11 protein-coding genes and 3 tRNA genes are annotated in these 11,157 nt (G+C 72.5%); 3 read left to right on the forward strand and 11 right to left on the reverse strand.

Annotated features, from left to right (window positions below; genetic code table 11):
• Nucleotides 1-103: 103 nt before the first annotated feature.
• The 3 genes from nusG to ACFWXO_RS01780 form a co-directional block, all read right to left on the reverse strand.
• Nucleotides 104-1,021 (reverse strand): transcription termination/antitermination protein NusG, encoded by a 918-nt coding sequence (nusG, locus tag ACFWXO_RS01770; protein WP_380398955.1) that lies wholly within the window; start codon nucleotides 1,019-1,021, stop codon nucleotides 104-106.
• A 207-nt stretch (nucleotides 1,022-1,228) separates the two neighbouring features.
• The gene (secE, locus tag ACFWXO_RS01775) at nucleotides 1,229-1,555 is read right to left on the reverse strand and encodes a preprotein translocase subunit SecE (protein WP_360226154.1); all 327 of its coding nucleotides are present in this window, start codon (nucleotides 1,553-1,555) and stop codon (nucleotides 1,229-1,231) included.
• A 150-nt stretch (nucleotides 1,556-1,705) separates the two neighbouring features.
• Nucleotides 1,706-1,778: transfer RNA gene (locus ACFWXO_RS01780), tRNA-Trp, on the reverse strand.
• A gap of 286 nt (nucleotides 1,779-2,064) precedes the next feature.
• Here ACFWXO_RS01780 and ACFWXO_RS01785 point away from each other — a divergent pair.
• Entirely contained in the window at nucleotides 2,065-3,312 is a 1,248-nt protein-coding gene (locus ACFWXO_RS01785) for a pyridoxal phosphate-dependent aminotransferase (protein WP_375881979.1), read from the forward strand.
• Nucleotides 3,313-3,428: 116 nt separating this feature from the next.
• Complete coding sequence (locus ACFWXO_RS01790) at nucleotides 3,429-4,472, forward strand: adenosine deaminase (protein WP_375881976.1); 1,044 nt, start codon at nucleotides 3,429-3,431, stop codon at nucleotides 4,470-4,472.
• Nucleotides 4,473-4,512: 40 nt separating this feature from the next.
• Here the strand turns inward: ACFWXO_RS01790 and ACFWXO_RS01795 are convergent, their stop codons facing one another.
• The 8 genes from ACFWXO_RS01795 to ACFWXO_RS01830 all read right to left on the reverse strand — a co-directional run bounded on the left by ACFWXO_RS01795 (nucleotide 4,513) and on the right by ACFWXO_RS01830 (nucleotide 9,484).
• Complete coding sequence (locus ACFWXO_RS01795; protein WP_380521305.1) at nucleotides 4,513-5,556, reverse strand: UDP-N-acetylmuramate dehydrogenase; 1,044 nt, start codon at nucleotides 5,554-5,556, stop codon at nucleotides 4,513-4,515.
• A 63-nt stretch (nucleotides 5,557-5,619) separates the two neighbouring features.
• Nucleotides 5,620-7,098 carry an MFS transporter gene (locus ACFWXO_RS01800; RefSeq protein WP_380521332.1) on the reverse strand — a complete coding sequence of 493 codons (1,479 nt, stop codon included), beginning with the start codon at nucleotides 7,096-7,098 and terminating at the stop codon, nucleotides 5,620-5,622.
• A 255-nt stretch (nucleotides 7,099-7,353) separates the two neighbouring features.
• Nucleotides 7,354-7,917, reverse strand: coding sequence for a TetR/AcrR family transcriptional regulator (locus ACFWXO_RS01805; protein WP_375881973.1), 564 nt, complete (start codon nucleotides 7,915-7,917; stop codon nucleotides 7,354-7,356).
• A gap of 112 nt (nucleotides 7,918-8,029) precedes the next feature.
• Nucleotides 8,030-8,452 carry a MaoC family dehydratase gene (locus tag ACFWXO_RS01810; protein ID WP_363427484.1) on the reverse strand — a complete coding sequence of 141 codons (423 nt, stop codon included), beginning with the start codon at nucleotides 8,450-8,452 and terminating at the stop codon, nucleotides 8,030-8,032.
• A 5-nt stretch (nucleotides 8,453-8,457) separates the two neighbouring features.
• The gene (locus tag ACFWXO_RS01815; protein ID WP_375881971.1) at nucleotides 8,458-8,916 is read right to left on the reverse strand and encodes a MaoC family dehydratase N-terminal domain-containing protein; all 459 of its coding nucleotides are present in this window, start codon (nucleotides 8,914-8,916) and stop codon (nucleotides 8,458-8,460) included.
• A 130-nt stretch (nucleotides 8,917-9,046) separates the two neighbouring features.
• Nucleotides 9,047-9,211, reverse strand: coding sequence for a 50S ribosomal protein L33 (rpmG, locus tag ACFWXO_RS01820; protein ID WP_006604855.1), 165 nt, complete (start codon nucleotides 9,209-9,211; stop codon nucleotides 9,047-9,049).
• 83 nt (nucleotides 9,212-9,294) lie between these two features.
• Nucleotides 9,295-9,367: transfer RNA gene (locus ACFWXO_RS01825), tRNA-Met, on the reverse strand.
• 44 nt (nucleotides 9,368-9,411) lie between these two features.
• Nucleotides 9,412-9,484: transfer RNA gene (locus ACFWXO_RS01830), tRNA-Thr, on the reverse strand.
• Nucleotides 9,485-9,745: 261 nt separating this feature from the next.
• Between ACFWXO_RS01830 and ACFWXO_RS01835 the strand changes: the two genes are divergently transcribed.
• Entirely contained in the window at nucleotides 9,746-11,014 is a 1,269-nt protein-coding gene (locus tag ACFWXO_RS01835) for a hydrolase (RefSeq protein ID WP_380521308.1), read from the forward strand.
• Nucleotides 11,015-11,157 lie beyond the last annotated feature (143 nt).

Below are 11,157 nucleotides of genomic sequence, written 5' to 3' on the forward strand. Positions count from 1 at the left end.
CACCCACAAAATACAGCCCTCGCACCCGGCCCCGCCCCGAGGCACAAACCTGGTGGGGGGGCGGCGCCCGCCGCCCCCCCCCCCCAAGCCCAAGACCGTGTGACTAGTTCTTCTGGATCTGGTCGAAGGAGAGCTCGACCGGGGTCTCCCGGCCGAAGATCTCGACCAGGCCCTTGACCTTCTTCGAGTCGGGGTTGATCTCGTTGATGGTCGCCTGGAGGGTCGCGAACGGGCCGTCGGTGACGGTGACCGAGTCGCCGACCTCGAAGTCCAGGACCTGGATCTCGCTCGGCTTGACCGGGGAGGGCTTGCCGGCCTCCTTGGCCGCCTGGCGCTCGACGTCCGGGGCGAGCATCTTGACGACCTCGTCCAGGGTCAGCGGGTACGGGTCGTAGGCGTTGCCCACGAAGCCGGTGACACCGGGGGTGTTGCGCACGACGCCCCAGGACTCCGGGGTGAGGTCCATGCGGACCAGGACGTAGCCGGGGAGCTTGTTCTGCCGGATGGTCTTGCGGTCGCCGTTCTTGATCTGGACGACCTCCTCCTGCGGCACCTCGGCCTGGAAGATGTACTCCTCGACGTTCAGCGAGACGGCGCGCTGCTCCAGGTTCTGCTTGACCCGGTTCTCGTAGCCCGCGTAGGTGTGGATCACGTACCACTCGCCCGGCATGAAGCGCAGGTCCTCGCGGAACTTGGCGACCGGGTCGACCTCGACCTCGGCCTCCTCCTCGGCGTCCTCCGCCTCGACGGCCTCGGCGTCCTCGTCCTCGGCCGGCTCCTCGTCCACCGACTCCTCGGCGGCGAGCTCCTCGTCGACCTCCACGTGCAGCGCGGCCTCCTCGGCGGGCTCGCCGGCCTCGGCCTCGTCGTACGCCTCGACCTCGTCCTCGTCGCTGTCCACGGCGTCGACGACCTGCTCGGCGGACTCTGCGTCGACAGCCAGCTCGGCCGCGTCCAGCTCGGCGGCGACATCCGCCTCGCGGACGGTCTCGTCGGCGTCGTACAGGGGGGACTCAGACACGGTGGCTGCTTCTTTCCTGGAGATGGTGAAGGTGGCGCGCTCCGGAACCGGCCCGGCGCGCAGCCGCTCGCGCGGTCGCCAGGAGAGGTCTCGGAGACTTCAACAGTACCGAGTCCACGGTACGCGCGCGTACGTCCGCCGCCGACAGCTCGACCCGGACCGATGATTCGGCCCGGGTCGGGAGGTGGTTCGGAGGTGGGGGCTCGATCAGCCGAAGACCAAGAGGCTCAGCTTGGCGAAGCCGTAGTCGAGGCCGTAGACGAAGCCCATCACGACCACGACGAAGGTCACCACGACCGCCGTGTAGTTGGTGAGCTCGCTCCGGGTGGGCCAGACGACCTTGCGGAGCTCCGCGATGATCTGGCGGTAGAACAGGCCCATCCGCGCGAAGAGGCCCTTCTTGGCCCGCTTGCCGGACTTCTTCTGCTTGCCGGAGGTCTTGTCGCCCTCGACAGCAGCGGTCTCGGCAGCGCCGTCGGTCCCCTCGGGGTTGCCGCTCTCAGGCGTTGCGGTGGAGCCCGTGGTCTCCGTCACTCGTCCTCACCTGAATCCGGGTCCGGCCGAACATCACCTGCGTACCCGTTTCAGGCACGAGCGGTCGGCTTAAGCGGTGCTGATCGGAGCCCTCTCCGCATCAAGCCCGCTCGCTCTGTGGAGCGAACGGGCTGAATGCGGATCAAGCAGCAGGGCAAGAGGGACTCGAACCCCCAACCGCCGGTTTTGGAGACCGGTGCTCTACCAATTGAGCTATTGCCCTACGGAACCTCGCGGCCCCTGGTGGCGACCAACCTACCGCATCTCCCCCCGCTGTCTGTACAGGCGGTGAAAGCTCCGGTCTTTTTCGGCGGGCCGTCGAGCAGCGAGTGTACGTGGTCGAGGGGTGTTTGGTCGAACCTCTTCTTCCGGGACCACCGTCCGCCCGGCGGATGTCCGGCCCGGCGGGGCGCACACCGGCGGATCGCCGGGGGCCGCGATGCGGACGGGGCCGTACGGATACTGGAACCGCCACGCCCGGTCCGTCCCGGTTCTGCGACGATGCAGGCATGAGCGCTTCCACCCCGCAGCCCGACCAGTCCCTCCGCCCCGCCGACCGCCGGGTCTCCGCCCGGATCGGTGCGATCGCCGAGTCCGCGACCCTCGCCGTGGACGCCAAGGCCAAGGCCCTCAAGGCCGCCGGCCGCCCGGTGATCGGCTTCGGTGCCGGTGAGCCCGACTTCCCGACGCCGGACTACATCGTCGAGGCGGCCGTCGAGGCCTGCCGCGACCCGAAGAACCACCGCTACACCCCGGCGGGTGGACTGCCCGAGCTCAAGGCCGCGATCGCCGCCAAGACGCTGCGCGACTCCGGCTACCAGGTGGACGCCTCCCAGGTGCTGGTCACCAACGGCGGCAAGCAGGCCATCTACGAGGCCTTCGCCGCGATCCTGGACCCGGGCGACGAGGTCATCGTCCCGGCCCCGTACTGGACCACCTACCCGGAGTCGATCCAGCTGGCCGGCGGTGTCCCGGTGGAGGTCGTCGCCGACGAGACCACCGGCTACAAGGTCTCGGTCGAGCAGCTGGAGGCCGCCCGCACCGAGAACACCAAGGTGGTGCTGTTCGTCTCGCCCTCCAACCCGACCGGCGCGGTGTACACCCGCGACGAGGCCGAGGCGATCGGCCGCTGGGCGCTGGAGCACGGCCTGTGGGTGCTCACCGACGAGATCTACGAGCACCTGGTCTACGGCGACGCGACCTTCACCTCGCTGCCGGCCCTGCTGCCCGAGCTGGCCGACAAGTGCATCGTGGTCAACGGCGTGGCCAAGACCTACGCGATGACCGGCTGGCGGGTGGGCTGGGTGATCGGCCCCAAGGACGTGATCAAGGCCGCGACCAACCTGCAGTCGCACGCCACCTCCAACGTCTCCAACGTCGCCCAGCGCGCCGCGATCGCCGCCGTCGCGGGCGACCTGTCCGCCGTGCACGAGATGCGCACCGCCTTCGACCGCCGCCGCCGGACCATCGTGCGGATGCTCAACGAGATCGACGGCGTCCTCTGCCCCGAGCCCGAGGGCGCCTTCTACGCCTACCCCTCGGTCAAGGGCCTGCTGGGCAAGGAGATCCGCGGTCAGCGTCCGCAGACCTCCGCCGAGCTGGCGAGTCTGATCCTGGACGAGGTCGAGGTCGCCGCCGTCCCGGGCGAGGCCTTCGGCACCCCCGGTTACCTGCGGTTCTCCTACGCGCTCGGCGACGAGGACCTGGTCGAGGGCATCAGCCGGCTCCAGAAGCTGCTCGGCGAGGCCCGCGACTGACGTCCGACGTCAACCGGACACGGCGGATTCACCCGCCGCACCGCCCTCTTTCACCCCTTCGGGGGACGGAAAGAGGGCGGTTCCCGTTTGGGGGCCTCATACGGCAGTATCGGAAAATGGAACGCCTGTTGAACCCGCGAGACGTCAGGGGCCTCCCGAAGGCCCACCTGCACCTGCACTTCACCGGCTCGATGCGGCCCGCCACCCTGCTGGAGCTGGCCGACAAGCACGGCGTCCGCCTGCCGGAGGCGCTCAGCTCCGGCGAGCCGCCCAAGCTCCGCGCCACCGACGAGCGCGGCTGGTTCCGCTTCCAGCGCCTCTACGACACCGCCCGCTCGGTGCTCCGGGACGAGTCGGACATCCGCCGGCTGGTCCTGGAGACCGCCGAGGACGAACGGCGGGAGGGCTCCCGCTGGCTGGAGATCCAGGTCGACCCGACCTCCTACGCGCCCCGGCTGGGCGGGCTGATCCCCGCCCTGGAGCTGATCCTGGACGCGGTCGAGCAGGCCGCCGCGGCCACCGGGGTGGGCATCCGGGTGCTGGTCGCGGCGAACCGGATGAGGTCCCCGATGGACGCCCGGACGCTGGCCCGGCTCGCCGTCCGCTACACCGACCACGGCGTGGTCGGCTTCGGCCTCTCCAACGACGAGCGCCGCGGCCTGGCCCGGGACTTCGACCGGGCCTTCGAGATCGCCCGCAAGGGCGGGCTGCTGGCCGCCCCGCACGGCGGCGAGCTGGCCGGGCCGGAGTCCGTCCGGGACTGCCTGGACGACCTGGGCGCCGGCCGGATCGGCCACGGCGTGCGGGCCGCCGAGGACCCGCGGCTGATGGCCCGGCTGGCGGACCGCCAGATCACCTGCGAGGTCTGCCCGTCCTCCAACGTCTCGCTCGGCGTCTACGAACACCCGGAAGAGGTACCGCTGCGCCGGCTGTTCGACGCCGGGGTGCCGCTGGCGCTCGGCGCGGACGACCCGCTGCTGTTCGGCAGCCGGCTGGTCGCCCAGTACGACCTGGCCCGCGACGCCCTGGGCTTCACCGACGCCGAACTCGCCGAGCTGGCACGGCAGTCGGTCCGCGGCTCGTGCGCCCCGGAGGCCGTCCGCAAGGAGCTGCTGGCGGACATCGACGCCTGGCTGGTCGACGGGCACCCGGCCCGCTAGAGCCCCTGGACACGGGCCCGCCAGGGCCCCTGGACACGCCTCAGAGCTTGACGCCCACCATCACGGGCTCGTTCACCAGCTCCACCCCGAAGGCCTCGCGGACCCCGTCCCGGATCTCCCGGGCCAGGGCCAGCAGGTCCTCGGCGGTGGCCGCGCCGCGGTTGGTCAGCGCCAGGGTGTGCTTGGTGGAGAGCGTGGCCGGGCCGTCGCCGTAGCCCTTGGCGAAGCCCGCCCGGTCGATCAGCCAGGCCGCCGAGGTCTTGGTGCAGCCCTCCGGGGCGGGGTAGGCGGGGGCGTCCTCGGCACCCGGGCGGGTGCGGAAGGACTCGTACTGCGCCGCCGTGAGCACCGGGTTGGTGAAGAAGGAGCCGGCCGACCAGGTGTCGTGGTCCGCCGGGTCCAGCACCATGCCCTTGCCGGAGCGCAGCCCCAGCACCGCGTCGTACGCCTCGCCCAGCGGCACCCGCTCGCCCTGCTCGACACCGAAGTGCCGGGCCACCTCGGCGTACTTGACCGGGGTGGAGAGCCCCGCGTGGTCCGCCAGGGCGAACCGCACCCGCAGCACCACGTAGCGGTCCGGCCGGGCCTTGAAGCGGCTGTGCCGGTAGGAGAACCCGCACTCGTCGTTCGAGAGGGTGACCACCTCGCCCGCCGTGCGGTCGTACGCGACCACCTCGGTGACGGTCTGGGCCACCTCCTGGCCGTACGCGCCGACGTTCTGCACGGGGGTGGCACCGGCCGAGCCGGGGATGCCGGCCAGGAACTCGATGCCGGCCAGGCCGTGCTCGCGCACCGCGCGGGTGACCGCCTCCGACCACACCTCGCCGGCCGCCAGCTCCAGCACAGTGCCGTCCAGGGCGAACCCGGTGGTGGCGACCCGCAGCACCGTGCCGGGGAAGCCGGCGTCGCCGATCACCAGGTTGGAGCCGCCGCCGAGGACCAGCAGCGGCTCACCGGCCGCGTCGGCCTCGCGGACGGCGGCGATCACCTCGTCGTCGGTGTGGGCGGTGACCAGCCGACGGGCCGGGCCGCCGAGCCGGAGCGTGGTGAGCGGGGCGAGGGGGGCGTCGTTTTCTACCAGCACGCCCACCAGCGTACGGGGACGGGGGCGGCCGCTCGGCCGCCCCCGTGACCCGCACCCCACCGTTCAGGCCTTCGAGGCCTCGGCCGGGACGGCCTCCTCTGCGCCCTGGACGCCCTCGACGCTCTCGACGCCCTGGATGCTCTCGACGCCCTCGTTGTCCGCCGCCCGCTCGATCGCGGCGGACTGCTCGGCGGCCACCGCTCCGGCGACCACCGCCCCGGCCTTCGCCGTCCGGCCCGGCAGCAGCAGCGCGCAGGCCCCGGCCGCCAGCACCACCGCGGCTCCGACGTACAGCGCGGGCCCCATCGCGTGGACGAAGGTCCCGGCCGAGCCGTCCCCGCCCTGCTCCGAGAAGACCGCCGCCAGCACGGCCACCCCGAGCGCGCCGCCGACCTCGCGCAGCGCGTTGTTGGCGCCGGAGGCGATGCCCTGCTCCTCGGGCCGGACGCTGTCCATCACCATGGCGGCGGTCGGCGCGAAGTACATCGACATGCCGACCCCGCACATCACCACGGCGGGCACCACCGGGCCGTACGCGTAGTGCCCGAGTCCGGCGCTGATCGCCGCGTACAGCGCCAGGCCGACGCCCTGCAGCACCAGCCCGAGCACCACGATCGGGCGGCCGCCGAGCCGGTCGGCCAGGATCCCGGCGAGCGGGGCGACGATCAGCCCCACCCCGGTCCACGGGAGCATCCGGACGCCGGCCTCCTCCGGGGTGTAGCCGCCGACGGTCTGCAGGTGCTGGCTGATCAGGAAGATCGAGCCGAACATCCCGAGCGACATCAGCAGGCCGGAGGCGTTGACGGCGGTGAAGGTCCGGTTGCGGAACAGCCGCATCGGGAGCATCGGGTGCTTCGCGCCGCGCTGCTCGTACCGGACGAAGGCGATCAGCAGCAGGACGCCGCCGGCCAGTGCGCCCAGCACCAGCGGGCTGGTCCAGCCGTCCGGGTTGCCGCGGATCAGGCCGAGCACGACGCCGAACAGGCCGAGGCTCACCAGCACCGTGCCGACCGCGTCCAGGGCCGGGTTGGCGCCCCGGCTCTCGCGCAGCTTGACGGCGGCCAGCGGCACCAGGACCACGCCGACCGGGACGTTCACCCAGAAGATCCACTGCCAGGAGAAGTTCTCCGTCAGGGTGCCGCCGACCAGCGGTCCGGTGGCGATGGCGAGGCCGTTGACACCGGCCCAGATGCCGAAGGCCATCCCGCGCTTGGCCGCCGGGACGGCGGCGGTCAGCAGGGTGAGGGTGAGCGGCATCGCCACCGCGGCCCCCACGCCCTGGAGGGCACGGGCGGCGATCAGCTCGCCGATGCCGGGCGAGAGCGCGGCCGCGGCCGAGCCGACGGTGAAGAGCGTGAGCCCGATCACGAACATCCGGCGGCGGCCGAAGCGGTCGCCGAGCGCCGCGCCGAACATCAGCAGCACGGCGAAGGAGAGGGTGTAGGCGCTGACCGTCCACTCCAGGTCGGACAGCCCGCCGCCGAGCTCCTCGCGGATGGAGGGCAGCGCGGTGGTGACGACCAGGTTGTCCAGCGCGGCCATGAAGCCCGCGAGGGCGGTGATCACCAAGGTCCAGACGCCGGTACGGCCGAGGCCCGGGCGCTCCGTGGCCGCCACCTCGGCCCCGGTCGCCTTCGCCACCTCGGCCCCCTCGGCCGCCTCCGCCGCCTCGGCCCCGGTCGCGCTTCCTGCTGTGTGCTCCGTCATGAACGTCCCCCCAGGATTTCCCGGATAGTTATTGATCACTAACTTTCGAGGGCCGAAAAGAGGGCCGCCCGGACCGCGCCGCGCGACCCGCTACCCGGCCTCCTCGCGCTCGCCGAAGCCGTCCCAGATCCGGTGCTCCCGGGGGAAGCCCAGCGCCACCAGGGCGTTGATCAGCATCCCGTACGCGAAGAACTCGGTGGTCCCCTGCACGTCGCCGCCGACCCGCTCCCGCACCCGCTCGAACAGCTCCCCCCACAGCCGCCGGGCGGTCTCGCCGATCTCGTCCTCACCGGCCATCCGGGAGGCGAACACCGAGACGTACAGCTGCATCTGCATCATCAGCTGCTCGCCGTCCTCGACCAGGCCCATGTACGCCTCGGACATCTTCGCGGCGGCCTCCTCGCCGGTCAGCCCGGCCGACGCCACGTCGAAGACCTTCCAGGTCTCCTCGATGCAGCGCTCGGCGGCCGCCGTGAAGATCGCCTGCTTGCCCGGGAACAGCCGGAACAGGTACGGCTGTGAGACGCCCACCCGGCGGGCGATCGACTCGGTGGACGTCCCGCGGTAGCCGTTCCTGGCGAACTCGATCATCGCGGCCCGGACGACGCTCTCGCGTCGCTCCTCCGCGCTCATCCGCATGCTCGTCTTCGCCATGGGCTCTAAGTTAGTGACCAATCACTATCTCGGCAAGGGCTCGGCACCGAAAAAACCCGACCGCCCCGGAACCCGTCGAACGGGCCCCGGGGCGGTCGGAGTGACGAAGGCCTCAGGCGAGCCGGACGACCGCCCGGGACATCCCCAGCACCTTCTGGCCGCCCGAGGTGGCCAGCAGGTCGACCTGGACCTTGCGGTCGTCCAGCTTCTTGGCGACCTTGGCGGAGACCTCGATCACCGCGCCGACCCCGTCGTTCGGCACCGGCACCGGCCGGGTGAAGCGGACGCCGTACTCGACCACCGCGGCCGGGTCGCCGACCCAGTCGGTGACCACCCGGATCGCCTCGGCCATGGTGAACATGCCGTGCGCGATGACGTCCGGCAGGCCGACCTCCAGCGCGAACTTCTCGTTCCAGTGGATCGGGTTGAAGTCACCGGAGGCGCCCGCGTACTGCACCAGTGTGGCGCGGGTCACCGGGAAGGACTGGGCCGGCAGCTGGGTGCCGACCTCGACCTCGTCGTAGTTGATCGCCATCGCGCTCACTCCCCCGCCTCGTCGGCGGCCCGGGCCACCAGCGTCATGATCGCCGTCACCACGTGCTCGCCGATCTCGTCCGCCACCTCGCCACGCACGGTGAGCACGTCGTTGCCCGCCAGCGACTTGATGTTGTCGATGGTCACCGCGACCGTCAGCCGGTCGCCGGCCTGCACCGGGCGGGTGTACTGGAACTTCTGGTCGCCGTGCACCACCCGGCTGTAGTCCAGCCCCAGCTCCGGGTCCTCGACGACCTGGCCGGCCGCCTGGAAGGCGATCGCGAACGGGAAGGTCGGCGGGGCGATCACGTCCCGGTGGCCCAGCGCCTTCGCGGCCTCCGCGTCGGTGTACGCCGGGTTGGCGTCCCCGATCGCGACCGCGAACTCGCGGATCTTCTCCCGGCCGACCTCGTACGGGGCGGTGGGCGGGTAGCTACGCCCGATGAAAGAGGGGTCGAGTGCCACGGCAGCTCCTCGGAACGCGGGTGGATACCCGGACGGGTACGAAAAAAGACTCCGGGCCGCATCCCCTGTTGAGGGATACGGCCCGGAGTCGAAGACCTGAATCACACAGGCCCGGCGCCCTGCAGCAGGGTCAGCGGGTCTCGCGGTGCGCGGTGTGCGAGTTGCAGCGGGGGCAGTGCTTCTTCATCTCAAGACGGTCCGGGTCGTTACGCCGGTTCTTCTTGGTGATGTAGTTCCGCTCCTTGCACTCCACGCAGGCCAGCGTGATCTTCGGGCGGACGTCGGTGGCAGCCACGGGAGTGCCTTCCTTGGACAACGAATAAGAACACAACAAGAGTAGCCGACCGGGAGTGCGATCTCCCGACCGACTACGCGGGGTAGCGGTGACCGGACTTGAACCGGTGACACAGCGATTATGAGCCGCTTGCTCTACCAACTGAGCTACACCGCCACAGTGATCAGCGGCCCGGCCGAAGCCGAACTGCCTTTCACCAGAGCCCCCATGCGGAATCGAACCGCAGACCTTCTCCTTACCATGGAGACGCTCTACCGACTGAGCTATAGGGGCGAACGAGGAAGAGATTACACGTTCCGCGCCCAGAGGTGAAATCCGTATCCCGGGGCGAAGACCGCAGGTCGGCGAGGTGCACGGACGGACGATCCAAGGCCGGGCGTTCGATCGGCCGACGAGCCGTACGCCCCGAGCCGATACGACTATTGCCCGCCTCCCGGCGCCCCGCCCCCGTGCGCCATAGGCTCGACGCTCATTGGCCGGGGCACCGGCCCGATCCCCCACGGGCCCACTGGCCAGCGCGAGAAGGAGCCGGCGATGGACAGCGCAGCCGCCGACGGGCCGCACTCAGGCCCCGGCCCGGCGGCCAACCCGCTCGGGCACGGCCCGGTCCTCCTGCTCACCGGGGCCCGGCTGGCCGACGGACGGGTGGTGGACGTGCGGGTCAGCGGCGACCGGATCCAGGCGGTCGGCACCGTCGGCAGCCTCGGCCCGCTGCCCGCCCTGCCCGGCGCCCCCACCGTCACCACCGGCGCCCGGATCGACCTCAAGGGCTACCTGCTGCTCCCCGCCCCCGCCGAGGCGCACGCCCACTACGACTGCGCCTTCTCCGCCGCCCTGCCCGCCCCGCCCCCGGACACCCCCGCCGACCTCACCCGCCGGATCACCGAGGCCGCGCTCACCTCGCTCGGCTACGGCGCCACCGCCCAGCGCACCCACGTCCGGATCGGCGACGTGCACGGGCTGCGCCAGCTGGAGGCGGTGCTCACCGCCCGCCAGGCGCTGCGCGGCCTGGCCGAACTCCAGGCGGTGGCGATGCCCCGACTGCTCACCGGCCGGGCCGGCGCGGACGGGCGGACCCAGCTGCGCGAGGCCCTCAAGCTGGGCGCCACGGCGGCCGGCGGCTGCCCGGAGCTGGACCCGGACCCGGCCGGGTACGTCCAACTGCTGCTGGAGGCTGCCCGGGAGGCGGACTGCCCGGTGGACCTGCACACCACCGCCGCCGACGCGACCCAACTCGCCCGCCTGACGGGCGCCCTGGCACCGCTGCGGCCTCGGGTGACGCTCGGGCCGTGCGGGGCGCTGGCCCGCGGCGGGGCCACCGTGCTGGCGACCAGCGGGGTGCGGGTGGTCTGGCTGCCGCAGAACGGCGGCTGCACCGGCCTGGAGGGCCGCCCCGCCGGACTCCGGCCAGGCCTGGTACGGGAGTTGACCGCGGCCCGGGTGCCGTTGGCGGCGGGCAGCGGAGCGCTGCGGGACCCGTCCAACCCGGTCGGCCGGGCCGACCCGCTGGAGGCGGCCTACCTGCTCGCGGCGAGCGGGGAGCTGGACCCGGACGCGGCGTACGACGCGGTGGCGAACCAGGCCCGGGCGGCGCTCGGGCTGCCGCCGGTGCGGGTGGACGCCGGGTTCCCGGCGGAGCTGCTGGCGGTGCGCGGGGACAGCCTGGCCGGGGCGCTCGCGGGCGGGCACAGCCGGCTGGTGGTGCACAGCGGCCGGGTGGTCAGCCGGACCAGCGCCGTCCGGGAGTTCGCGGACACCGTGGCGCTGGCGCTGCCCCGGCAGTCCGGCGGCACGGACTGCTGAGCGCGCGGGGGGCCGGGAAAGCCAAGGGGGGGGGGGGGCGCGGGGGGGCGGCCCCCCCCCCCCCCCGCCCCCCCCCGCCGGGCGGGGGGGGGGGGCCCCGCGCCCCCCCCCCCCCCCACGACCCCCCCCCCCGGGGCGCGCCC

The sequence above is a fragment of the Kitasatospora sp. NPDC059088 genome (assembly GCF_042738155.1).
In the GTDB taxonomy this organism is placed as follows: domain Bacteria; phylum Actinomycetota; class Actinomycetes; order Streptomycetales; family Streptomycetaceae; genus Kitasatospora.